The following is a 23991-nucleotide window of genomic DNA, read 5'->3' on the forward strand; positions in this document are numbered from 1 at the left end:
CGCCCTTTGGCGGCCAATTATCCCAGAAGGCCGCTCAGCATCCTGCTGGTCGAGGATCAGCCGATCAACCGCCTGACCGTCCAATTCCTGCTCGATCCCATGGGGGTCGAGCTGGCAATGGCCTGCGACGGGGCCGAGGGTGTGCGGATGTTCCGCATGGGCAGTTTCGACCTGGTCTTGATGGATATCGACATGCCGGTGATGGACGGCCTGGCCGCCACTTCTGCGATCCGCGACTACGAGCGCGCCACTGGCGCCACCCGCACCCCGGTCGCCATGCTGACGGGCCGCACATCCCCCAAGGACCACGCCGCCGCCACCGCCGCCGGCGCCGACGCGCATTTGTCCAAGCCAGTCGATCCTAACCTGCTCCAATCCTTGATCCGCCAACTGACGGCGCGGCGCACTACCTGAGCCCCGCGACCCGAACCCAGGGGCACGACGCCCATCCGGAGCGGGCGGAGAGGGCGCGGCACGCACAAGCCGCTGCTGAAACCAGCCCATTGCGGCGGAGGGGGTGAATCACAAATCGCCCTACACGATCGACGCGCTGTCGTCCGCCGGCAGCGCGCGACCTCGAGAAGACCTTCCGCCGCGCTCGTGCTTTGGAGGGATTTCTACTTCTGTCCCGAGCCTAGCGCCTGAAGTGCGGCCTCGCATGCCGCCGCCTTGTTCGCCTGTCCGGCCATCAGCGCTGCGTCGGGTTTGAGTCCCAGGCCGGGACCCTCGTGGCCGGTCAGACTCGCCGAGATGGCGAGTACGATGTTTTCCTCGGTCCTGAGCTTTCCGAGCGCCGCGAGTTGCGCCTGCTCCACGGCGGGATTGGTCGGTAGGCCATAGCGGACGGTCATCGCCTCGGCGAAGTTGTCGAAGATCTGGAACTGAAGCTCGCGTTCGGTTGAGACCCTGCGGAACGCGATGCCATAGTTGGCCAAGTCCTTGCGATCGAGGTGATCGGCGATCTGTTCGGCGAGCGCCACGTCCCAGGCATCGCTTTGCCAGGGTTGGGTGTCGAACGGCGGCCCCAGGTCGTGGAGCGCATTGGCCGCTTTGGCGTCGTTATGGACGATCGCCGTCTGCAGGGCGTCGAGGTACCGCGCGGCGCAGACCTTCCCGGTTTGCTGCTCGGCCGCGAAGGCGAGATCGCCGCTCAACTCCCGATCCAGGCTGGCGCGCACCGCCTCGGCCTTCTGGCTCCAGTGCAGCGCCTCCACCCCCTGCTCGCCCAGCAGGGCGATGACGATGCCGATGACGATTACGCCAACCTCTCGCGCGAGTTCGCCCCAGCTGTGAACAGGCTTCGGCTTGTGGATTTCCATAGCCCCATCCACTGAAGTTTGCTGAACATAATCGGCCGCCACTGGATCGCCGCCGACGGTGGTGTCCCCGCTCGGCGGCGGCTCACTCGCATCTGACATCAGCCAGTCTCGCCCCCGCCCATCGCGCCTTTAAGCTTAGCCGAAACGGCGCGGTTGTCGAACGCAAGGCGCCGGTTTCGTCCACTTGCCACCCTCCCCGTCGGCAGGGATGTCAGCTTTGTGGAAGCGGGCTCTGCTGCAGGCCGATCGCTCCGGAGAACAGCTATTGGCGACGCCCTGCCCGGTCGTCCGCATCGGCGTCCAACAATCAATCTGTCCGGAAACTTGTGCATGGGCCTCAGCGATGGACATTGCCGCTCCGGTCGCCAGGCGATGCAACGAGGACAACCCCAAACATGGATCGCTTCAATGGCAGCTGACTGGCCGCCGCGCCGGATCAGCACGCGACCCCTGGGCCGCGCTGAGCATGATTTCCCTGACCCGCAGGCACAGGGCGTCCGCGTCGTAGGGTTTGGCGATGATCTGCAGGCCCTTCGCCGTCGCGAGAGGACCCGCGTCGCTGTAGCCGGTCGCCAGGAGAATTGGCAGCCCAGGAAAGCGTCGGCGCACAGCCTCGGCGAGTTCAACGCCGTTCATGCCACCCGGCATGATGATGTCGGAGAAAAGAAGATCGACCGGCTCGCCCGCCTCAAGGAGATCGAGCGCAACCTTGGCGCCAGGCACAAGCTTCACCGTGTACCCGCAGCCCTCCAGCAGTTGGCCCGTGAGACTGGCGACCTCGACGTCATCATCGACGACGAGCACGCGCCCCGACGCTTTGACGGGCTGATGCGCCAAAGGCTCGCCGCTCAACTCCGTCACCGCCTCCTTAGCCGCTGGCAGATAGAGGCGGACGGTCGTGCCTTGCCCGACGACGCTGGTGAGGTCGACTGCGCCGCCAGATTGATGGATGAACCCTTGGACCTGGCTGAGGCCGAGGCCCGCCCCAGGGCCAAGTTCCTTGGTTGTGAAGAATGGCTCAAACACCCTCTGAACGATCTCCGGGTCAACGCCCTCTCCGGTGTCGGCCACTTCGATGACAACATAATCGCCATGCAGCGCCATTTGCTCGTCGTCGACGCTCCGATTGGCCGCCGATATGTGCAGGACCCCGCCGCCGGGCATGGCGTCGCGCGCGTTCACCGCCAGATTGAGAAGGGCTAACTCAAGCTGAGCGGGATCAACATGGATCGGCCATGTTGGGCTCGCGACCTCAACCTCCACGGCGATGTCGCTGCGAAAGGCGTTGGCGAGCAGAGTGCTTGCCGCAGGCATCCATTGCGCGAGGTCAATGACCCGCGATTCCAACACCTGCTGACGCGAGAAGGTCAGAAGCTGCTTGACGACGTCCGCGCCCCGTTGGGCGCCGGCTATGGCCGATACGAGGAAACGCTCGACATCTTCGCCGTTCGCGGCGCGGCGCTTCGCCAATTGAAGATTGCCGAGCACGACCGTCAGCAGGTTGTTGAAATGGTGGGCGACGCCGCCAGTGAGTTGGCCGATCGCTTCCATCTTCTGAGCCTGGTGGAGCGCGGCTTCGGTCTTCCGCTGTAGCCCAATCTGCTCTTGGAGCTGGGCGTTGGCGGCCGCCAGCTCAGCCGTACGCGCCGCGACAAGGGCTTCAAGTTGGGCTTCGCTGTCCCGCAACAAGCCATCGGCGCGGCGACGTTCCATGACCATCTTCAAGGTCGCATGAAGCTCTCGCTCGGAGAACGGCTTGAGGAGGTATCCATAGGGCTGCGTCTCGCGAGCGCGCTCCAAGGTGGCCTCCTCGGAATAGGCGGTCAGGTAGACGACCGGCAGATGCAGTTCCGGCGGGATCGCGGCGGCCGTGTCGATGCCGTCCATGTCGCCATCTATGTGAATATCCATGAGCACAATGTCGGGCCGGTTGGTCGCTATGGCGGCCAGCGCCTTCGGGCCCGACGTGGCGATGGCGGTGACCTCATAGCCCATCCGTGCGAGTCGCTGCTTGAGATTGAGCGCGACGATGCGCTCGTCCTCGACCACCATGATCTTTGTTTGCAGCATGGCGACCACCTACTCGATGGGGAAACGGAGGGTGAAGCGCGTTGGATTCACGCGGTGAACGTCGAGATCACCGCCCAGCTGATCGGTAAGCATGGCCACCAGCTGGAGACCAAGTGTCGTCGTCTGGGCGAAGTCGAGATCCGCAGCTATGCCCACGCCGTTGTCGCTTACCGACATGGTTGCGCGCCCGTCAGCCTCGGGCGCCAAGGCTATGCGGATCTCCCCCATCCTGCCGTTTGGGAAGGCATGCTTCAGTGCGTTGGAGATCAGCTCGTTCACCACCAGGCCGCACGGGATAGCGGTGTTGATCGGCAGCAGTACTTCCACCGCATCGATAGAGAGCACGACCCGATCGGAATCGACGCCGTAGGAGGAAATGAGGGTCGGGGCCAGAGTTTCGAGGAAATTGCTGAAGTCGACCTGAACGAAGTCTTTCGACTCGTAGAGTGTCTGGTGGATCAGCGCCATGGATCTGATGCGGTTCTGGCTCTCCCTCAGTATGCCGAGGATTTTGTCGTCGTTGACCAAATCACTCTGTAAGTCCAGGAGACTGTGGATGACCTGAAGGTTGTTCTTCACCCGATGGTGAATCTCTCCGAGAAGCGTGTCTTTCTCCTTGAGCGCGGCATGGATCCGCTCTTCTTTCTGTTTGCGATCGGAGATATCGACGATCGCCGAAAGGACCATCTCGCCCTCTTCGGTCTCGATCGGGTTGAGACCGATCTCCACCGGAAACTCGCTGCCATCCTTCTTGAGGCCGTAGAGATCGCGCCCGGCGCCCATTGGCCGCGAATGGGGGTCGGAGAAGAACGACGTCCGCAGCGCCGGGTGATGGGCGCGGAACCGTTCGGGCACCAGAACCTCAATCGACCGGCCGAGCATCTCCGCCCGCTCGTAGCCAAACACCAGTTCGGCTTGGGCATTGACCATCTCGATCCGACCGGCCGCGCTGATCATCACCATGGCGTTCGGCGCCGCTTCGACGACCCTGCGAAAACGCTCCTCCAGGCGCTTTCGCGATGAGATGTCGACGATGGCCGACAGCACCATGGGGCCTTCTTCGGTCTCGATGGGGTTCAATCCGATTTCGATGGGAAACTCGCTGCCGTCCTTGCGCTTTCCGTAGAGGTCCCGGCCGACGCCCATTGGGCGTGCTTCCGGGTTTGTGAAGAAGCTGGCCCGCAATTCGGGGTGGTGGCCACGGAACCGGTCCGGCACAAGCATTTCGATGGAGCTGCCGAGCAATTCGGCGCGCTCATAGCCGAACACCTTCTCGGCCTGAGTGTTGACCATCACGATCTGCCCTGACGCGGCGATCATCACCATGGCGTTGGGCGCGGATTCCACGACTTGGCGGAAACGATCCTCCAACTGCTTGCGGCTGGTGATATCGACAATAGCCGAGAGGACCTTCACCCCTTCGTCCGTCTCGATCGGGTTCAAGCCGATTTCGATGGGAAATTCGCTGCCGTCCTTCTTCAGACCATAGAGGTCGCGCCCCGCGCCCATCGGGCGGGGCTTCGGATCGGCGAAAAATACCGACCGCAGTTTCGGATGCCCGCGCCGAAACCGCTCCGGAATCAGGCTCTCGATTGGCTGGCCCAGCATCTCCGCACGCTCGTAACCGAACGTCGATTCCGCCTGCAGGTTAACCAATTCGATAAGGCCCGTAGGGCCGACCATAACTATGGCGTTCGGCGCCGCCTCGACGACTTTCACTTGGAGCGTCGCGGTCGATAGCTCGCGGATCGCCTCCTGTTGCTGGCGAATGGTCTGCTCGCGATCGGCCATCATGGCGTCGACGATGATGGCGATGTCAAAGAAGGCGATCTTTTTGAGCGAGGTGAAATGCTCGAAGCCCGCAACGGGGTCCTTAGGGAAACGCTCCATGACCCGCACGCCTATGGAACCCATCAGGCTGTGGAAGGCGCCCATGAAGATGCTGACCTCAAGCGCGGCGCGGCTGTAGAGTTGGCCAAGCCGAAAGCGCTGATCGATGTATTCGCGGCCATATTCCCCGGACACCATGGCGACAAGGTGCGCGCGCTTGAGCCGTCTGGCGTCTTGAAAGAGCTCGCCGTGATCCGTTAGTCCGCGCGCTTCTTCGAACTTGGCCAGGTGGTCGAAAAACGCCGCGACATGCTCGTCCAGGTGTTCCAGGACCGCGGGCCTCACCGCCGTGATGCGCGCCCGGTCGTCGGTCCCGAGGTCGACAAATTCAAGCCGCCGCTCGATGTTGCTCGGCGCAAACTCGGTCACTCGGAACAGCAAGACGGATCGCGACTCAGACAATTCGATCGCTCCTCCGAAGGGCGTTCGCGCTCACCGAGCTCGCCAGCGCATGCCGTGGAGACCGCTCCACATCACGCAGTCCCAGGCTGGCGTCTCCTGCGAGCCCGGAATGACTTGGATCGTCATTGGACCATACCCCCGTTCGATTCCCCGGGCACGGATATTGCGCCACCAGGTTGAACTTCATACCACCAAATTACCTGGACGATCCTGGCGAACGGAGTGAATGCTAAACCGCGGACGAGATGGGTGAGAGCGGATGGGCTGGGACAGAAGGCGGCGCCAGCCAAGCGTGAAAGACGATCATGGGCGCAGGCGCTGCAGGGTCGACTATCCTGGGCATGCGGGTATTCCTGGTTGAGGATGAGGTGCTGCCTGCCGTCATGCTCGAAGACATGCTCGCCGACCTAGGTTGCGTCCTACTGGGATCGGCAGGAATCATCGCGCGGACCCCTTCCCAAATTTTGGGTACGTCCGCCATCGACGCAGCGATCCTCGACGTTCACCTTGGCGGCGAGATGGTCATTCCCGTAGCCGACGCCCTGCGCGAACACAGTGTGCCGTTCATCTTCTCGACCGGCTTTGGACCGGCTGATCTGGCGGCGCGTTATCCGAATTCTCGCCTACTCGCCAAGCCTTAATCCCCCCGAAGCGCTCGCGGGCGTTCGCGTTGGATAGCGCGCCCTGGGGTGGTGAATGTTCACTGTTCGAGACGCCCCCCATGGCGATGGGGCTGACCGCTGCATCGCAGGCCGTATTTTCCACCTTGGCCGGCCGACCGTGATGTCAGCTATCCCGGCCGCACCCTCTTTGAGCTGGACGGCTTGGCATGTCGGCTTCTGGCGAGCCTTGCCCGGAAATATGCCGGGCTAATCGCCGACACGGGAGCAGCGGTAAGGGCGTGGCCACGCGAACCGATGGGCTCGGCCCAGCTCCTGCAGGCGAGCAGGGTCGTCTGCAGCTTCCTGATCTGCGTCGTCTCTGCGCCACTCGCGGCCATAGCGAGGATCTGTGGCGAGGAGATGCCAATGCAGCGCTTCGTCAATCAGCCGGCCACGCTCACTCATGTTCTGGGCTCTTGCCGCCTGAGCCAGAAATTGGTCCGACTTCTCGCGAAATTGGTCACTCTTGGACATAGTTGCGCCCAATACAAAAACGTCGCTCATCGCTTGCGCAACTCATGGCGAGACTGGCAGTTCCGAGGGTGCCGTTGTTTTCGCTCCACTGATCTGTGTTGGATCATCGAGATCGACCAGGCTGGCCGGGAGGTCAGCAAACCGGAACTAGCGTTGCTAGGGGCCACCGAGGCGGGATGTCAGCACATGGCGAACGGCAGCGGAGCCTGGCAACGGCCCACCTATCGGCGGTGAGTTTCGTCGATCGACGGACGGGCGCTTACGCACCCAACGGGCGCCGGTCGAAACGCACCTCTCCCCGCTTCAGCTGCACCTTGGCGAGCGATCTGCGGCGAGTTTTCTCGGAATTTCCTCGCAAGACGAAACGTACCGCAAACAATCGAGGACCTGCGGCAAATCGACCAACTCTCCAGCGGACATCCGAATTTAAGCTGCATGGGCGAAGACTGCTCCGATCTTCATAGGGGGCAGAAGCCGCGAACGTGGCAACGCCATCGCGAACCGAGTGCCATGAGCGCTGAAAACGCCGGTCGCAAGGCCAGATCCAATACGCGCTTCGATATCGCAACCAGCGTCGAGCTGGCTCGGGTCGGCACGCCGGGGCGATTGGCCTTCGCTGCGCTCTACGCGCTGGCTTGCGGCGTGTTGCATGCCTGGCGGGTCTCGTTCGCCTGGCTGATCCTTGTCGTTGCTTGGGAACTGCTGGTCCGCCCCGCCCTGGATAGATGGGCCCTGGCCTTGCCTCCCAAGCAGGCGATGACCGCCTATGCGCTGGTCAACCTGGTCGGCTCCACACTGTTCGCCGCCATGGGCATGATGGGTCTGGCGAACGGATCGCCTGCGGGCGTCGCCCTGGCGGCGACCTGGCTCACCGGAAGCTTCATCAGCATCTTCACCTATTTCGCCGCCGACCGGCGGATCTTGCTGGCCTGCCTGGCGCCGCCGATGATCACCACTCTGGCGGGGCCTCTCCTGGCGCATGGGCTGAGCGCGCAGGCGATCATGATCGCCCTGCTACTGATTGCTTCGCTGGTGTCAGCGCGAGGGTATGCGCTTGATCATCGGGCCCTGACACGCACCCTCGCCGACCGGCAGATGGCCTTCATCGACGTCGAGCGAAAACTCGCGGTCGCGATAGAAGCTTCGGGCGACGGCCTGTTCGACATCGACCTGCAGAAGGATGAGGCCCGGCTGAATGCGACCTGGGCGGCGATGCTGGGCTACGAGCCAGGTGAATTGGCCGATCCCGACCCCAATTGGCGACGACACGTCCACCCCGACGACCTCCCCCTGGTCGAGCAGGCCTACGCCGCCCACTTCCGGGGTGAGAGCCCGCACACGATCGTCGAGCACCGGATGATCTGTCGCGACGGTCAAGAAAAATGGGTCCTGGCCCGCGGACGCCTCACGGAACGGACCCCAGACGGTGAGCCCGCTCGGGTCGTCGGCACCATGATGGACCTTAGTCTGCGCAAGGCGCTCGAGGGCGATCTGGAGGCGGCGCGGGACGATGCCGAAGCCGCCAACAAGGCCAAGGGCGCGTTCCTCGCCAATATGAGCCATGAGATCCGCACCCCGCTCAACGGCGTTGTTGGCACCGCCGGCGCTCTGGCGCGACGCCCGCTGCCTGCCGATCAACGCGAGATGGTCGATCTGATCGTGACGTCTGCTCAGACGCTTGATCGCCTTTTGTCCGATGTCCTTGATCAGGCCAAGATCGACGCCGGCCAGTTCGAGCTGGTCACGGCGCCGTTCGATCTGCAGCATGAAGTGGAGGCGGCCGCCGAACTGATGCGAGCGCGAGCTGAAGAAAAAGGCGTCGCGTTCCATGTCAACTACGGACCTTCCGCACGCGGGGTGTTCGAAGGCGACGCGGTCCGCATCCGCCAAGTAATCACCAACCTGGCGTCCAACGCGATCAAGTTTACCGCCGCCGGCGAGGTCCGCATCGATGTTAGCGTCAATGATGGATGTGCCGCCGACGGCCCTCCTAGTCTCGCCATTCGCGTCACCGACACGGGCATCGGATTCGACGCCGAGGTCGCCGCGCGGCTCTTCACACGCTTCACCCAGGCGGACAGTTCGATCTCACGACGTTTTGGCGGCACGGGCCTAGGCCTGGCCATCTGCAAGGCCTTGACGGACCTCATGCAGGGAAAGATCAGCGCTGTTTCCGAAGCGGGGGTCGGGACGACCTTCACCGTGGAGATACCGCTGAAACGGAGCCTGCCGCTAGCGGAATACGATCGCCAACGGGCACAGGTTGTTCATGAAAGCGAGGTTGCTCCGCTTGATGAACTCGAAGGTCTTCGCATCCTGTTGGCCGAAGACCATCCTATCAATCAGCGCGTCGCCCTGATGATCCTGGAGCCCTTAGGCGCAGAGGTCACCGTCACGTTCGACGGGCGTCAGGCGCTCGACGCCTATGCACCTGGTCGCTTCGACCTGATCCTAATGGACATGCAGATGCCGGTGCTGGACGGCCTGTCGGCCGTTCGGGAAATTCGTCAGGTCGAGCGTGACCGAGGTCTCGCAAGGGTCCCGATCGCTATGCTGACGGCGAACGCCATGGAGCAGCATGCGCTGATGTCACGTGAGGCCGGCGCCGATCACCTTATCGCAAAGCCCGTTACGCCAGACGGGCTCGTCGCAGGGGTGCTGTTGACACTGGAGCGGTCCAGGCTTGGGCCGGCTGCGCCTGCCGCCGACGGATCCTCTGCAGAGCTTGGCCACACCGCGCGAGGCTTGGCCTAACCAAACGCGGGGTGCGTGTTCTCTGCTCCGCAGCGTACTGGCGCCGATGTCTGGCGGCTTGATCGGCAGGCCTCGACCAAGGCGACAAGGTCAGCCAGGCCGATCGGCTTCACAAGGTGCTGACACGCCCCGGCGTCCTTCGAACGTCGGACGTCGGCGGCCGAGCCGTGCGAGGTGACCATGGCGATACTGCAAGGCAGTCCATCGCCACAGCGCTCATGGCGCCGGATCAAGCGCGTGGCGGTCAGACCGTCCATCCGCGGCATGCTGAGGTCCATCAGGATCAGATCGAACTGGCCCGCCAGGGCCTGCTCGACCGCCTCGTCGCCATCTGTGGCGACCTCGGCGACGTGCCCGAGCGAGCGGATCACCGTGGAAAATAGCTGCCGATAGCCGTCGTTGTCGTCGACGACCAGTGCTCGCAGCGGCGGCGCCATTGGCCCCTCCTTGTCCCGGCCCTAAAAGAACGGACCGACAAACACAAACAAGACGCGAGAGATGTAATTGAGCCCCGCTCGCGTGTTTATCAAATTCAATAATCGTGACAGTTGCAACGACGATTAACCGTTGCAGCCGACCTGCGACCTTTTGCCCAAGCCGCAAGCGGAACCGCCAAGAGAATGCCGGCGCGGGATTTTCGGTATCATGGCGCCGATCGGCGCCGCAACGACTGAGCCGCAGGAGCTCAGAGCCGCCCCCCAACTAAAATTCAACAGGGCTGGTCCGATCAATTGCCGGGTGAATTCTGTTCGGCTCTAAGGCTCGGCTTGTTAATCCTTTGCGATGTCGACCGGGAGCCTCTTCCTTGGCCGCAGGGGGCGAAGCCCTCTCTGGACCACCGAGCTTCTCGCCAGCCGAGGTTTGCTGTTCGGGCTGGTCGGCCTGTTCGCCCTGATCAATCTGCCGACCTGGCTGGTTTGCGCCTGGGTGCTGGCCCAGAGCCTGCTAATCGGCGCCGAAGTGCTCGCCCTGCCCCGCCTTCAGCCGATCCTCGCCAGTAGCACCAGCGGGCCGTGGCTGGATCCCCTGCTCGACAATCTGGAGGCCCTGGTCTGGCTCGGCCTGGCCGGGCTTTGGTGGTTGTCCGGTGACCCGGCGCTCGCTGCGTTGGCGTTACTGCTTGCTGGCGTGACCATCACGGCGGCCATGCGCGAAGCCGCCGCGCGAAACGGCTTGAGCCGGTTCCTCTACGCAGCGCCGTGGTCAGCCACCTTCGCGTTCCTGATCTTCGCACAAGACCGGGCGGGCCTTCGCACTGGCCCTCTGATACTGGCCCTGGCGGTCACGGCCATGGCGGCGTTCCTGGCAAGGCGGCGCAGGACGAGGGCGATCCTGGTCAAGGCTTTGACCGATGAGACCGACTATCGCGAGCTGGCGCAGAACGCCACGGACATGATCGTTCGCTACGATACGGACGAGCTGATCCAGTTCGCATCGCCCTCGGTCCGCCGGCTCGGCTATCCGCCGACGGCGCTCGTCGGCCGGCCGATCAGCGACTTTGTCCACCCGGACGATCTGGCCCCAGCCCGCCGACGCCGGGCTGAGATTTTCTCCGGACGAGCGGGAGAGGACCAAGACTTCCGGGCCATCCGCGTGCGCACGGCGGACGGCGGCTGGCTCTGGCTACAGAACAGTCCCTCGCCGATCCGCGACGCCGACGGCCTATTGACCGGCGTCGTCTCGGTGCTGCGCGACGTGACCGCCCAGAAGCAAGCGATGGACGCTCTGGCCGCGAGCGAGGCCCGCTACCGTTTGCTCGCCGAACACTCGAGCGACCTCATCGTTCACACCGAGCCTGACGGGACCATCGTCTACGCCTCGCCGGCCTGCCGCATGCTCGGATACGCGCTGGAGGACATGGTCGGGCGCCTGACGCGTGAGTTCCTGCATCCCGAAGATCAGGCGGAGAACGTTCCGCGGCGAGCGGCTTATCTGGCGGACGAACATCCGCCGAACGGCGACCGCAGGGAACTTCGCGTCCTGCGCAAGGACGGCGGCTACCAATGGATGGAAACCCACACGTCCGCCGTCCGCGGGCCCGACGGCCAGGTCACCGGTGTGATCAGCATCCTGCGCGACACAGCCGCACGCCGACGGCTTGAGGAAGCGCTTCGTCAAGAGAGCGCCGCCGCCGAAGCCGCCTCCGTCGCCAAGTCGGAATTCCTGGCGACCATGAGCCATGAAATCCGCACGCCCCTGACCGGGATCATCGGTTTCGCCGGGCTTCTGGAGGCCGCCAGCGATCTGCCGGTCAATGTCCGCACCTATGTTGATCGCATCGTGACCGCGAGCCAGACGCTCCTGGGCGTGGTCAACGACGTCCTCGACTTTTCCAAGCTGGAGGCTGGACAGGTCGAATTGTCTCGGCAAGCCTTCGATCCCGCCGCCTTCGTGTTGCAGACCGTGGAGCTGGTTCACGCCCAGGCCCAGGCCAAGGGGCTCAGCGTCAACACCGAACTCGGCTCGTCCCTGCCCCCGGCGGTTACAGCTGACCCCTTGCGGCTGCGTCAGGTCCTGCTCAACCTCCTGACCAACGCCATCAAGTTCACTGACCAGGGCGGGGTTGCGATCGGCGTAAGCTATAGCGAAGACGAAGGCGGGACCCTCAACCTCGCCGTCGCCGACACCGGAGCTGGCATGGCCGAGGATCAGGTCGGCCGGTTGTTTCATCGCTACGAACAGGTCGACACCGACGCCGAGCGTGCGCAATCCAGTACGGGCCTCGGCCTGGCCATCTCCAAGGCCCTGGTGGAGTTGATGGGGGGCTCCATAGCGGTCGAAAGCCAACTCGGACGGGGATCGACCTTCCGCCTCTCCGTCAAGGCCCCGTTGGCCGACACCGTCGCACAGACTACGCGCGAGCCGGCGACCACACTCTCAGGCGGCGGCGCCAGCATCCTGGTGGTCGACGACGTCCCGACCAACAGGGAATTGGCCCGAACGCTGCTCACGGAGTTCGGCTATCGCGTGACCGAGGCTGCTGGCGGCGCCCAGGCGATCGAGATCGCTGGGCGCACGCCGTTCGACCTGATCCTGATGGACCTGCAGATGCCTAGTCCTGATGGCTTTGCAGCGACCCGGCGGATCCGCGCCGGGGACGGCGCGAACCGCGCCACCCCGATCGTCGCCCTCAGCGCCAACGTCCTAGACACCCATCTTGAGGCCTGTCGCGCGGCCGGCATGGACGATCACATCGCAAAGCCGATCGATCCCGCCGATCTGCTCCAGAAGGTCCATCACTGGTCGAGCGCGGGCGATCCCGACGCGCGCGCCTGAGCCCCACAACTCAACTGGCCCGAGCAAACCCACGTGCGCCAGCGCCGAACGGACGCTCGCCCCGGCAAGGCATGCTCCCCGCCTCGGACGCCAGAGCGCCGACCTGGAAGCCGCGGGTCAGGCCGTCCAGGGTCTCCGCTTCCTGAGCCAAGCTATGGCTTGCGGCGGTGGACTCCTCGACCATGGCGGCGTTCTGCTGGGTCATCTGGTCCATCTGGTTGATGGCGGTGTTGACCTGGGACAGGCCCGTGGCCTGTTCCTGGGTCGAATGGGTGATCTCCTCGACGATCGCGTTGATCTCGGCCACCTGGTCGGCGATCCGCTGCAGCGCCTGACCGGCCTGGCCGACCAGTTCGACGCCATGGCCAACCTCCCTGGCCGAGGCCGAGATGAGCGTCTTGATCTCCTTGGCCGCATCGGCCGAGCGCTGGGCCAGGGCGCGGACCTCCTGGGCGACCACAGCGAAGCCGCGGCCCGCCTCGCCCGCCCGGGCCGCCTCGACGCCGGCGTTTAGGGCCAGAAGATTGGTCTGGAAGGCGATCTCGTCGATCACCCCGATGATCTGGTTGATCTCGCCGGAGGACCGCTCGATAGCGCTCATGGCCTTGACCGCGCCCTCCACGATCTCTCCGGAGGCCTGGGCGTCGTCCTTGGCCTTGGCCACCACGCTGCGGGCATGCTGGGCGCCCTCGGCGGTCTTCCTCACCGTGGCGGTGATCTCGTCCAGGGCCGCGGCGGTTTCTTCCAGACTGGCGGCCTGCTGCTCGGTGCGACGCGACAGGTCATCGGCGGCCTGAGTGATTTCGCCAACGCTGGTATTGATGCCGCCGGCGGACGAGACCACAGCCCGGATGGCGGACTGCACCTTGGCCATGGCGGCGTTGTAGTCCTGGCGGAGGGTTTCGTATTCAGCGGCGAAGGCCTCATCGAGCCGGTGGGTCAGCACGCCGTCGGCGAGGGTCTGTAACCCCCCTGCGAGGGACTCCACCACCGCCGCCAACTCGGCGGCTCGCTCGGCGCGCTCGCGTTCGGCCGCCTGGCGTTGGGTTTCGGCCTGGTCACGCAGGCTGCGGGCCTCCGCCTCCATCGTCTGAGCCTTGAGCGCATTGTCCTTGAACACCTGCACCGCCTTGGCCATGTCGCCGACCTCGTCGGCCCGGGCCTGTCCTTCGATCTGGATCGACAGATCGCCGGCGGCCAACCGCTTCATCCGTTCACCCAGTCGCACCAGGGGTTTGGCGACCTTGCCGTTGGCGATCCAGGTCGACACGCCGAGCCCCACCACGATCGACAACAGGCCAAGGCTGATCATCATCACCGTGGTGCTGATCGCTTCCTGCTGCAGCGCCTTCGTGGTTTTGGCGTTGGCGGCTTCCAGGCCGCTGTTGAAGGTGTTGATGTCCTTCGCAAGGTCAGTGATCTTCCCATCGAGGACGGCCAGTTCCTGAGCCGCCAAGCCCATCTGGTGAAGGTCCGCCGGCGAAATGCTGCTGGCCGTCAGGCTCGGAGTGGCCAGGCCGATCGCCTCCGGAGCTTTTTCACCTTCATAGAGGGCGTCAAAGCGATCCTTGAACGATCGATATTGATCTGCACTGGAAGGATTCAAACGCGCTGCGTCGTCGAACAATTGATCGCCGAACGCCTTCGCGTTCTGGAAATCTGTAATAGCCTCCTTCGTGCCGGTCTCGCTGGGATCATTGACGAGGATCCGGTAGACGTCGCGCCCGAGGGCGTTGGAGACACGTGAGGCCCTGGCGAGACGCAGGATGGCGGGGTCGGTTCCCATAGTGACCGTCGCGTATCGGCGGCCGAGGTCGTTCAGCTTCAGCGCGCCCGCACCGATCACAGCGCCAAACATGATCGCCATGAAGATCAGTGGGACGAGTGTTTTAGTTCTCAGCTTTAGGTCATCAAAGCTCATGAGCCGCCCCCAACCTTTTTGCCCAGGCGAACTACCTGCGCCAACGCGGTCGCCCGGCTGTCACTTCCTGAGTCCGCCCAATCGAACGCGCGCGGTTTGAAGTCACGCCTCCGAATCAAGTAATTATGATCAGCTGCACTCCTTAATCTGCGATTTACGTCGCGGCGCCCGACCCTATTCGGGGCGATGCGAAGTAATTGAACCCAGAATGTAGTGATCACCCGCTTTCGTTGAATTTGAGCGCACCGGCGCATGTGGGATAGAGATCCAGCGGCTGCCGGCCCTGCTGGCTGCCGCTTTTTATGACCGCTACCGAGAATGCCGCTGCCCGAAGGCGTCCACCCTTGAGGACCGCAACTGGCGAGGGACAGCCGGCCGGCGGCCCCTGGGGGCCGGCCGCAACGAATTTGCGCGCGAGCGTGGAGCCAATGGGCCCGGCGCCGAAAATACCGATTTTCATCATTCGCTACCGCGCTGGTGCGGCGAATGGATCGCGCTATTGGGTACCATTTCGTACCTGCGATCTAGGACTCCCTTGATCTCCCTGTAAATCGGATCAAGGAAAAGCCGTTCGGGGGCGTTCGTCGCCAGATCGCACGCGCTCCGACACGCAACGCCCTTGACAGGTACGAATGGGTACCACATTTTGGTTTGGTACCGATAAGTACCCATGAGACTCGGTAGAGAGCATCGATGGCGTCCGCCCAAACGACACAATCCAGCCGCCTCAGCTCGTCCACGAACTCGGCGAACGCCGTTGCGGTCGCCGCGGCGGTCGGGCTGGTCCTTGCCGGTTGCGCGGTCGGGCCGAGCTACCAGAGGCCGGCGGCTTCGCTGGCGGACTTCCATCACGCCGTAGCGGTCCAGAGCCCTGCAGCCGGCGCGCCGCCCCCTCTGGAGCATTGGTGGAACGGCTTCAACGACCCGGAGCTCTCGCGGATTGTCGATCGCGCCCTGACGCAGAACCTCGACCTGGCCGCCGCGTTCGCCCGGGTGCAACAGGCCCGAGCCGCGGCTCGGGAGGCCGGAGCGCAGCTGGCGCCGGCCTTCGACGCCACCGCCCAGGCCGAGACGATCCACCAGTCGCTCGAAGGCCAGACAGGGCGGATCGCCAGTCGCCTGCCCGGCTTCGAGCGCGACGCCTCGCTCTACGATGTCGGCGTGGGCGCCAGTTGGGAGATCGATCTCTTCGGCGGACTGCGGCGCGGCGCCGACGCGGCGCGAGCGGAAGCGCAAGCCGCGGAGGCGGAGAGGCTCGGTGTACGGGTGTCGGTCGCCGCCGAGGCCGCCGACGCCTATTTCCGCATCCGCGGCGATCAGGCCAGGCTGGCCGTTGCGGCGGATCAGATCACCACGGATGCAGGCCTCCTGAAGCTGGTCCAGCTTCGCTTCGAAAGGGGCCTCGGGGCCGACCGGGAGGTCGCCCAGGCCGAGGCGCTGCTATCCCAGGCGAAAGCGTCGGTCCAGCCGCTGAACATCGATTTGCAGGCGCAATTGAACCGGCTGGACGTGCTGATGGGCGTCCAGCCCGGCGCCTTCGCCGCCGAACTCGGCGCGCCAGTCGATATCCCAGGCACGCCAAGCATCCCCGCCGACAGCAAACCCGTCGACGTGCTGCGTCGGCGTCCCGATGTCATCGCCGCCGAACGCCGCGTGGCCGCGGCCAATGCGCGGATTGGGCAATCTATCGCCGAGTACTATCCGAAGATCTCACTCTCCGGCCTGCTCGGCTTCGAGAGCGCCAGCCCGGGCCATCTGTTCAGGGCCGCGACCTATCAGCCCGAGGCCGTCGGCGGACTCCGGTGGCGCCTGTTCGACTTCGGCCGAATCGACGCGGAGGTGCGCCAGGCTCGTGGCGCCGAAGCAGAAGCCCTGGCGCAATATCGTCAATCGGTACTTCGAGCGGCTCAGGACGTGGAGGACGCGTTCACCGCGCTGGCGCAGCTCGAAGCCCACCGGGACGAGCTGGTGCGCGAGGTCGCCGCCCTGACGCGCGCCCGGGACCTGGCGCGGGACGCCTACCTGCGCGGGGCCATCGCTCTAACCGACGTCCTCGATGCGGATCGGCAACTGCTCGCCGCCAAGGACGAGCTTGCACAGACACGCACGGACGCCGCGAGAGCCGCCGTCCAGTCATTCAGAGCCCTCGGGGGAGGATGGTCGTCATGATCCTTGTACGGCCCCAAGTATTTCGCGTGCGTCAACTCGCAGTCTCCGCGGCCTTGGTCGCCACCCTCGGCCTCCAGGGATGCAACCACTCGGCGGCAGGCGATCCTCGGACCCAGACCCAGCTGGTCGAGATCGCCCAGGTCGAGTCCGCCGAGCCCGGCGCCAGCGGGTTTACCGGCCTCGTCGTCGCCCACGTCGAGAGCAACCTTGGATTTCGCGTTCCCGGCAAGGTCGTCGAACGGCTGGTCGATTCAGGTCAGGCGGTGCGGCGAGGCCAGGTCCTGATGCGCATCGACCCAGCTGATTTCGAGCATAACGAGGCGGCGCAGGCCGGCGCTGTCGCCGCCGCCAAGGCGCGGGTCGTCCAGGCTGCGGCCGATGAGGATCGCTACCGGGATCTGGTCTCCTCGGGCGCAGTCTCGCGCTCCGCTTACGACCAGGCCAAGCAGGCGGCCGACAGCGCGCGAGCCATGCTGTCGGCGGCCGAGGCCCAGTTGAAGGTCGCCTCAGACGAGCGGGCCTATTCAACCCTTGTCGCCGACGCCGACGGCGTGGTCATGGAGACCCTGGTCGAGCCGGGGCAATATGTGTCCGCGGGCCAGATCGTGCTTCGGCTCGCCCACGCCGGCCCACGCGAGGCGGCGGTGAGCCTGCCCGAGACCGTGCGGCCCGCGATCGGATCGCAGGCGCAAGGGAGCATTTATGGCGTTCCTTCGCGCGCATCCGCCAGGCTTCGGCAGCTGTCGGACTCAGCTGATCCGGTCACACGCACCTACGAGGCGCGCTACGTCCTGGACGGCCCCGCCGCCCAGGCGCCGCTGGGCGCAACCGCGACCATCTATCTGAACGCCTCCCGGCCAGACGGCGAGATGGCGGTCCCGCTCGGCGCCATCGACGACAATGGCCACACGTCCGGGGTCTGGATGCTCGACGCCAAGGGCTCCGCCGTGTCCTTCCGGCCCGTGCGCGTGATCCGGCTGGAAGCCGAGCGCGCCATCGTCTCGGACGGCGTCCGCGTGGGCGATCGCATCGTGGCGCTCGGCGGCCACAGCCTGCACGACGGCGAGCTCGTGCGCATAGCCCAGGGCCCCGTCGTCAAATGAGCGGCTTCAACCTCTCCGCCTTCGCAGTCCGCGAGCGCGCGATCACCCTGTTCCTGATCCTCGCGGTCATCCTCGCCGGGACCTACGCCTTTCTGCGCCTCGGCCGGGCCGAAGATCCAGCCTTCACCATCAAGACCTTCACGGTCACAGCCGTATGGCCGGGCGCCACGGCGCAGCAGATGCAGGACCTGGTCGCCGACCCTCTCGAAAAGCGCATGCAGGAGCTGCGCTGGTACGACAACGTCGACACCTTCACCCGTCCTGGGGTGGTGCTGATGCAGGTAAGCCTGACGGAGAAGGCGCCGCCAAAGGATGTGCCGGACGAATTCTACCAGGCGCGCAAGAAGCTGGGCGACGAGGCGCCCCGACTGCCGGCCGGCGTGCTGGGCCCGTTCGTCAATGACGAATATTCCGACGTGACCTTCGCACTCTACGCCGTCGAGGCCCACGGCATGCCGCCGCGCCTGCTCACCCGGCGCGCCGAGGACCTCCGCCAGCGCCTCTTGCACGTCCCGGGGGTGACGAAGGTCAACATCCTCGGCGAGCGGCCCGAGCGCATCTTCGTCGATTTCTCCTATCCCAGGCTGTCGACGCTCGGGGTCAGCCCCCGCGACATCTTCGATGCGCTTCAGCGGCAGAACGCCATCACGCCCGCAGGGTCGATCGACACCAGCGGTCCGCGGGTGTTCGTGCGCCTGGAGGGCGCCTATGACGACCTGCAGAAGATCAGGGACATGCCGATCGCCGCTGGTGGTCGGATGTTCAAGCTCGGCGACATCGCGGCGGTCGAGCGCGGCTACGAGGATCCGGCGAGCTTCCTGATCCGCCACAATGGCGAGCCAGCCTTGGTGCTGGGCGTGGTCATGAAGGACGGCTGGAACGGGCTCAACCTCGGCAAGGCGCTCGAGCATGAAGCGGTTTCAATCGCCAGGACCCTACCCGCCGGCCTGACCTTCTCCAAGATCACCGACCAGGCCGTGAACATCCACGAGGCGGTGGACGAGTTCATGCTCAAGTTCTTCGTCGCCTTGGCCGTGGTCATGATCGTCAGCCTGATCAGCCTCGGCTGGCGCGTGGGCCTCGTCGTTGCCGCAGCTGTGCCGATCACCCTGGCGGCGGTGTTCGTCATCATGCTCGTCACCGGCCGGGTGTTCGACCGGATCACGCTCGGCGCCCTGATCCTCTCGCTCGGCCTCCTGGTCGACGACGCCATCATCGCGATCGAGGTCATGGTGGTGAAGCTGGAGGAAGGTTTCGAGCGGGCCAAGGCCGCGGCCTACGCCTGGAGCCACACCGCCGCGCCGATGCTGTCGGGCACCATCGTCACCATCATCGGCTTCACACCGGTCGGCTTCGCCCGCTCGACGGCCGGCGAATACGCCGGCAACATCTTCTGGATCACGGGGTTCGCCCTGATCACCTCATGGATCGTGGCGGTGATGTTCACGCCCTATCTCGGCGTGCGGCTGCTGCCTGAGATCAAGCCGATCCCCGGAGGTCACGGCGCTATCTACGGCACGCCGCGCTATCAGCGGCTGCGGCGAGCGATCACCTGGGCCGTCGACCACAAGTTTCGCGTGGCCGGGCTCGTTATCGGGGCCTTCCTGCTCTCGGGCGCGGGCATGGCCGTGGTCAAGAAGCAGTTCTTTCCAGGCTCGGACCGTCCAGAGGTGCTGGTCGAGGTCCAGATGCCCGAAGGAACCGGCATCCATGCGACCAGCGCGGCCGCGGCGAAGGTCGAGGCCTGGGCGCGCGGCCAGCCGGAAGCTAAGATCGTCACAGCCTACGTCGGCCAAGGCGCGCCACGCTTCTTCTTCTCATACAATCCCGAGCTGCCCGATCCCGCCTTCGCCAAGCTCATCATCCTGACGCCGAACGCGGCGGCCCGCGATCGACTGAAGCTGAGATTGCGCCAGGCGATCGCCGGTGGCCTTGCGCCTGAGGCGCACGTCCGGGTGACGCAGCTCTTCTTCGGCCCTTTCCCGCGCTACCTGGTCAATTTCCGTGTCATGGGGCCGGATCCGGCGATGTTGCGCGACATCGCCAGCCAGGTGCAGGCCGTCGTGCGGGCCAACCCTCATACCCGCCAGGTCACCCAGGATTGGGGCGAGCGCGCGCCGACCGCGCATTTCGTCCTCGATCAGGACCGGCTGAAGCTCATCGGCCTCGATCCCGCCCAGACGGCTCAGCAACTTCAGTTCCTGCTGACAGGCGCGACGGTCACCCAGGTTCGCGAGGATATCCGGACCGTGGACCTTGTCGTCCGCAGCGCCGGAGCCGAGCGGCTCGACCCTGGCAAACTCGGCGACCTCACGCTTTCAGGCCCGAACGGCCGGCTGATCCCTTTGAGCCAGATCGGCCACGTAGAGATCCGCCCGGAGGACCCAGTCCTGGGACGCCGCGACCGCATCCCGACCATAACCGTCCAGACCGACTTCGACGAGCAATTGCAGCCGCCGCAGGTCTCGACGGAGATCTGGAAGGCGCTCGCGCCGCTGAGGGCTGGCCTCCCCGACGGCTACAGTATCGAGATGGGCGGCAACATCGAGGACTCCACCAAGGCCAATTCAGCCTTATTCCCGATCTTCCCTATCATGATCCTGCTGACGCTCCTGGTGCTGGTGTTCCAGACCCGCTCGCTCTCGGCGACGGCGATGGTGTTCCTGACTGGCCCCCTTGGCCTTGTCGGGGCTGTCCCGGCCCTGCTGCTGCTGGACCGGCCATTTGGTTTCAACGCCATTCTGGGCCTGATCGGGCTGTCCGGCATCCTGATGCGCAACACGCTGATCCTGATCGGACAGATTCGCACCAATGAGGCGGAGGGGCTGGATACCTACCACGCGATCATCGAGGCGACGGTCCAGCGGGCGCGACCGGTAATCCTGACCGCCTTGGCCGCAGCCCTGGCCTTCATACCGCTCACCACCTCGGTGTTTTGGAGCGCGATGGCGGTCACCCTGATCGGCGGGACGACGGTGGGGACGGTGCTGACCCTGGCCTTCCTTCCGGCGCTCTACGCGATCTGGTTCCGCATCCGCAGGCCGTCCCCTGCCCCGTCAAGCGGTGTTCCCGCCCGGGCCGGCATGCCAGTTGGAGAGAGACAAAATGGCAATCTCATCGACGCCCAAGGCGAGTTTGTTGCAGATAACGGATGAACTCAGCCTGCGTTACGAGAAGACCGGCGACGGGCCGCCGCTGGTCCTTCTGCATACGATCCGCACCCAGCTCGAATATTTTCGCCAGTTGGTCCCGTTCCTCGCCAGGTCCCACACGGTCTACGCGATCGATCTGCCCGGACACGGCCATTCGCCGATTGATCCTCGCGCTCGGTTTGACGAGCCCTACTTCAGGCAAGGCGTCATCGGATTCATCGAGACACTCAACCTCACCGACGTCACCCTTGTGGGCGAATCGATAGGCGGCGCCTTGGCGCTTACGGTTGCGGCGTCAATTCCAAAGCGGATCGAGCGCGTCGTCGCGATCAATACCTACGACTACGAAACCCGCTATGGCGACGGCATCCGGCGCGGCAACGGGTTCGCGAACTTCATCATCGGAAGCTTGCAGATCCCTGGTCTTGGCGCGCTCAATGCATCGCTCGAAAACAAGATGGTCCTGGCCAAGATCATGAGCGGGGGCTTCCACGACCCGCATAGACTTCCCGCCGACCTTCTCGCCGAGTTCGACAAGGTGGCCCACCGTCCCGGATACAAGCGCGCAGCCCGTAAGGTGCTGGCAGGCTGGCGATCCTGGAGCCAAGCGCGGGACCGTTATCGCGCGGTCTCGGCGCCAGTGACGCTCAGCTATGGCGACAGCGATTGGTCGCGACCTGACGAGCGCGAGCGGACCCGATCGTTGCTCTCGAACGTCCGCATGGTCACGCTCGCAAACACGGGACACTTTTCTGCTGTTGAAAGCCCGTCGGAACTGGCGCGTGTGATACTGGAGGAATCCGCCCTTGCGGGCCCGTCAAAGGCCAACCTGAGCCCGGCCTCATGAGTGACTGCAGTGTGCAATGGGCGGACACCTGCACCTTCGGAGACAACGTGTGAACCGTTTGAAGCCCTCGGATCCGGCTCCCGCAGAGACTGACGACATGGGCCAGCGTATTGTGCGCGCCGCTTTCCAGACCTTCTCCGAGAAGGGCTACGCCGGCGCGAGCACGCTCCTGATCGCGACCCGCGCCAAGGTTTCCAAGCGGGACCTCTATGCGATGTTTCCGAGCAAGGAGGCGATGCTTCTCGCTTGCATCACCACCCACTCCGAAAGAATGCGGATGCCGGAGGGCCTTCCTGAACCGGAAGACCGCCAGATGCTGGCCGCAGCGCTGGAGGCCTTCGCGGCGAATTTCCTAGGCGAAACGCTGAATCCGGACGTCATTGGCATGCACCGGCTGGCGATCGCAGAGGCCATCCGATCGCCCGAGGTCGCGCAGATGCTCGAAGAGGCGCGGGAGGCCAACCGCGCCATCCTCTACGAGCTCTTTGTCCGAGCCCAGGGCAAGGGACTGCTGCCTTCGGGAGACACAGCCGAGATGGTCCGCAAATATCTCGCTCTGGTTTTGGAGGATCTGATCCTTAGTCTGCTCCTCGGAGTGCTGCCGCAGCCCAGTCGCGCTCAGATCCAGCGTCACGCCACCAGAGCGGCAGTCGATTTCCTGCTTCTTTATCCATCGCCGGGCCAGAGCACGTAGACCGCCGCGAGACCTCGGGCGATGATTTCGTCGCCTTCGATCGAAACCGGCTTCAATGACCGCTCCTGAGGAACAACCTCGGCACTAAAGCCCGAGGCCTGACGACTGCTACTGGCGAGTTGCTCTCCCTTCACAGGGATGGCTGCGCGACGACAGGCGGACGCCCTGCTGAGCGTTACGGTGTTTCGCCTGGCCTAGGCGCGTTCGAAGCCAGCCAGCACGGTCGTCACACAGCTTCCGATCGTATCGAGGTTGTAGCCTCCCTCCTGAACGAGCACGGTCGGAACGCCGAGGCGTCCGAGCCTGGCGCCAGCGGAACTAAACCCGTCAAAGGTCACCTTCAACTCGTCGGTCGGGTCGGCCTCATGCCCGTCGACGCCAAGCGACACCACCAGGGCGTCGGGCGCATAGGCTGCGATACGAGCGCAGGCGGTTTCGAGGGCGGCCAGGAAAGTAGCGTCGCCAGCGTGATGCGGCAGCGGAAGGTTCAGGTTGTAGCCGTGGCCGCGTCCCTCGCCACGCTCCTGGTCGTAACCAACGAAGTAGGGATAGCAGTCATCAGGATCGCAATGGATCGAGATGAAGAGAACATCGTCGCGATCGTAAAAGATGCGCTGGGTGCCGTTGCCATGGTGCGAATCGATGTCGATGACCGCGACCCGTCCGATGCCGCTTCGCAGATGTTGCGCCGCGATGGCGGCGTTGTTCAGGTAGCAGTTGCCCCCGCCGCGATCCTTGTCCGCGTGGTGGCCGGACGGGCGGCAAAGGGCGTAGGCGGAGCGCTCGCCCATGAGCACGGCCTCCGCGGCCGCCACGGCGAGATTGGCCGAGGCCGCAATGGCCTCCCAGCTTTGCTCGCCGATCGGCATCCAGAGATCGCTGGCGTGATACCCCGCCCGGCCAAGGGCCGAACTCGGGTAGCGGGCGTCGACGCCGCGAACGGGAAAGATCAGCGGATAGGCGTCTCCCGAATGGGTCAGCAGCCCAGTAGCGAGGGCGGGCTCAGCCGCCTTCCGCCAGGCCGCCCAAGCGGTCTGCAGATATTCCAGGTACTCGGGCGTGTGGACTTCTGCGATCGGCCGCAACCCATATGGAGGCGCCTCCAGCACGAGGTGACTGTCGCGCTTCAGCGCCTCCAGGATGTTCTCGGCGCGGGCCGGCGGATCAGGGGTGAAGGCGATGATCTGCCCCCAGATGTAGAAGCTCTCGGGACTGTGGTTGGCGTGCTCGGCGCTGTAGAAGACTTTCATCGGCTCTG

The 23991-nt window shown here is 64.8% G+C and carries 15 protein-coding genes; 9 read left to right on the plus strand and 6 right to left on the minus strand.

Annotated features, from left to right (window positions below):
• The first annotated feature begins 6 nt into the window (after nucleotides 1-6).
• Nucleotides 7-414, plus strand: coding sequence for a response regulator (locus tag KCG34_RS06900; RefSeq protein WP_211939655.1), 408 nt, complete (start codon nucleotides 7-9; stop codon nucleotides 412-414).
• 203 nt (nucleotides 415-617) lie between these two features.
• On the opposite strand, the gene KCG34_RS06905 is transcribed toward KCG34_RS06900, so the two are convergent.
• The 3 genes from KCG34_RS06905 to KCG34_RS06915 all read right to left on the minus strand — a co-directional run bounded on the left by KCG34_RS06905 (nucleotide 618) and on the right by KCG34_RS06915 (nucleotide 5681).
• Complete coding sequence (locus tag KCG34_RS06905; protein WP_211939656.1) at nucleotides 618-1319, minus strand: hypothetical protein; 702 nt, start codon at nucleotides 1317-1319, stop codon at nucleotides 618-620.
• A gap of 405 nt (nucleotides 1320-1724) precedes the next feature.
• Nucleotides 1725-3389 (minus strand): hybrid sensor histidine kinase/response regulator, encoded by a 1665-nt coding sequence (locus KCG34_RS06910; RefSeq protein ID WP_211939657.1) that lies wholly within the window; start codon nucleotides 3387-3389, stop codon nucleotides 1725-1727.
• A 9-nt stretch (nucleotides 3390-3398) separates the two neighbouring features.
• The gene (locus KCG34_RS06915; protein WP_211939658.1) at nucleotides 3399-5681 is read right to left on the minus strand and encodes a PAS domain S-box protein; all 2283 of its coding nucleotides are present in this window, start codon (nucleotides 5679-5681) and stop codon (nucleotides 3399-3401) included.
• 305 nt (nucleotides 5682-5986) lie between these two features.
• On the opposite strand from KCG34_RS06915, the gene KCG34_RS06920 reads away from it, so the two are divergent.
• Complete coding sequence (locus KCG34_RS06920; RefSeq protein ID WP_249138243.1) at nucleotides 5987-6322, plus strand: response regulator; 336 nt, start codon at nucleotides 5987-5989, stop codon at nucleotides 6320-6322.
• A gap of 1005 nt (nucleotides 6323-7327) precedes the next feature.
• Entirely contained in the window at nucleotides 7328-9571 is a 2244-nt protein-coding gene (locus tag KCG34_RS06925; protein WP_211939659.1) for a hybrid sensor histidine kinase/response regulator, read from the plus strand.
• On the opposite strand, the gene KCG34_RS06930 is transcribed toward KCG34_RS06925, so the two are convergent.
• Complete coding sequence (locus tag KCG34_RS06930; RefSeq protein WP_211939660.1) at nucleotides 9568-10008, minus strand: response regulator; 441 nt, start codon at nucleotides 10006-10008, stop codon at nucleotides 9568-9570. The genes KCG34_RS06925 and KCG34_RS06930 overlap by 4 nt on opposite strands.
• A 424-nt stretch (nucleotides 10009-10432) precedes the next feature.
• On the opposite strand from KCG34_RS06930, the gene KCG34_RS06935 reads away from it, so the two are divergent.
• Nucleotides 10433-12847: a PAS domain S-box protein gene (locus KCG34_RS06935; RefSeq protein WP_211939661.1), complete on the plus strand. Its 2415-nt coding sequence runs from the start codon at nucleotides 10433-10435 to the stop codon at nucleotides 12845-12847.
• A gap of 10 nt (nucleotides 12848-12857) precedes the next feature.
• On the opposite strand, the gene KCG34_RS06940 is transcribed toward KCG34_RS06935, so the two are convergent.
• Nucleotides 12858-14705: a methyl-accepting chemotaxis protein gene (locus tag KCG34_RS06940; protein WP_249138244.1), complete on the minus strand. Its 1848-nt coding sequence runs from the start codon at nucleotides 14703-14705 to the stop codon at nucleotides 12858-12860.
• A 756-nt stretch (nucleotides 14706-15461) separates the two neighbouring features.
• Here KCG34_RS06940 and KCG34_RS06945 point away from each other — a divergent pair.
• The 5 genes from KCG34_RS06945 to KCG34_RS06965 are packed head-to-tail and all read left to right on the plus strand — an operon-like array spanning nucleotide 15462 to nucleotide 22733.
• Nucleotides 15462-16937, plus strand: a complete 1476-nt coding sequence (locus KCG34_RS06945) for an efflux transporter outer membrane subunit (protein ID WP_211939663.1) — start codon at nucleotides 15462-15464, stop codon at nucleotides 16935-16937.
• 26 nt (nucleotides 16938-16963) lie between these two features.
• On the plus strand, nucleotides 16964-18040 hold the full coding sequence (locus KCG34_RS06950) for an efflux RND transporter periplasmic adaptor subunit (protein WP_249138245.1): 1077 nt from the start codon (nucleotides 16964-16966) through the stop codon (nucleotides 18038-18040).
• A complete protein-coding gene (locus tag KCG34_RS06955; protein WP_211939665.1) occupies nucleotides 18037-21195 on the plus strand; it encodes an efflux RND transporter permease subunit in 3159 nt (1052 codons plus the stop codon). The genes KCG34_RS06950 and KCG34_RS06955 overlap by 4 nt, the downstream gene beginning before the upstream one ends.
• Nucleotides 21179-22039: an alpha/beta fold hydrolase gene (locus tag KCG34_RS06960; protein WP_211939666.1), complete on the plus strand. Its 861-nt coding sequence runs from the start codon at nucleotides 21179-21181 to the stop codon at nucleotides 22037-22039. Before KCG34_RS06955 ends, KCG34_RS06960 begins: the two co-directional genes overlap by 17 nt.
• Nucleotides 22040-22088: 49 nt before the next feature.
• Entirely contained in the window at nucleotides 22089-22733 is a 645-nt protein-coding gene (locus KCG34_RS06965) for a TetR/AcrR family transcriptional regulator (protein WP_211939667.1), read from the plus strand.
• Nucleotides 22734-22927: 194 nt separating this feature from the next.
• Here KCG34_RS06965 and KCG34_RS06970 read toward each other — a convergent pair whose 3' ends face one another.
• The gene (locus tag KCG34_RS06970; protein WP_211939668.1) at nucleotides 22928-23983 is read right to left on the minus strand and encodes a histone deacetylase family protein; all 1056 of its coding nucleotides are present in this window, start codon (nucleotides 23981-23983) and stop codon (nucleotides 22928-22930) included.
• Nucleotides 23984-23991 lie beyond the last annotated feature (8 nt).

The sequence above is a fragment of the Phenylobacterium montanum genome (assembly GCF_018135625.1).
GTDB lineage: Bacteria > Pseudomonadota > Alphaproteobacteria > Caulobacterales > Caulobacteraceae > Poindextera > Poindextera montana.

Bases quoted from the DNA above. Each gene is read 5' to 3' on its own strand.
- KCG34_RS06905 (WP_211939656.1), bottom strand. From the start codon at position 1,319: ATGGAAATCCACAAGCCGAAGCCTGTTCACAGCTGGGGCGAACTCGCG.
- KCG34_RS06910 (WP_211939657.1), bottom strand. From the start codon at position 3,389: ATGCTGCAAACAAAGATCATGGTGGTCGAGGACGAGCGCATCGTCGCG.
- KCG34_RS06920 (WP_249138243.1), top strand. From the start codon at position 5,987: ATGGGCGCAGGCGCTGCAGGGTCGACTATCCTGGGCATGCGGGTATTC.
- KCG34_RS06925 (WP_211939659.1), top strand. From the start codon at position 7,328: ATGAGCGCTGAAAACGCCGGTCGCAAGGCCAGATCCAATACGCGCTTC.
- KCG34_RS06930 (WP_211939660.1), bottom strand. From the start codon at position 10,008: ATGGCGCCGCCGCTGCGAGCACTGGTCGTCGACGACAACGACGGCTAT.
- KCG34_RS06940 (WP_249138244.1), bottom strand. From the start codon at position 14,705: ATGTTTGGCGCTGTGATCGGTGCGGGCGCGCTGAAGCTGAACGACCTC.
- KCG34_RS06945 (WP_211939663.1), top strand. From the start codon at position 15,462: ATGGCGTCCGCCCAAACGACACAATCCAGCCGCCTCAGCTCGTCCACG.
- KCG34_RS06955 (WP_211939665.1), top strand. From the start codon at position 18,037: ATGAGCGGCTTCAACCTCTCCGCCTTCGCAGTCCGCGAGCGCGCGATC.
- KCG34_RS06970 (WP_211939668.1), bottom strand. From the start codon at position 23,983: ATGAAAGTCTTCTACAGCGCCGAGCACGCCAACCACAGTCCCGAGAGC.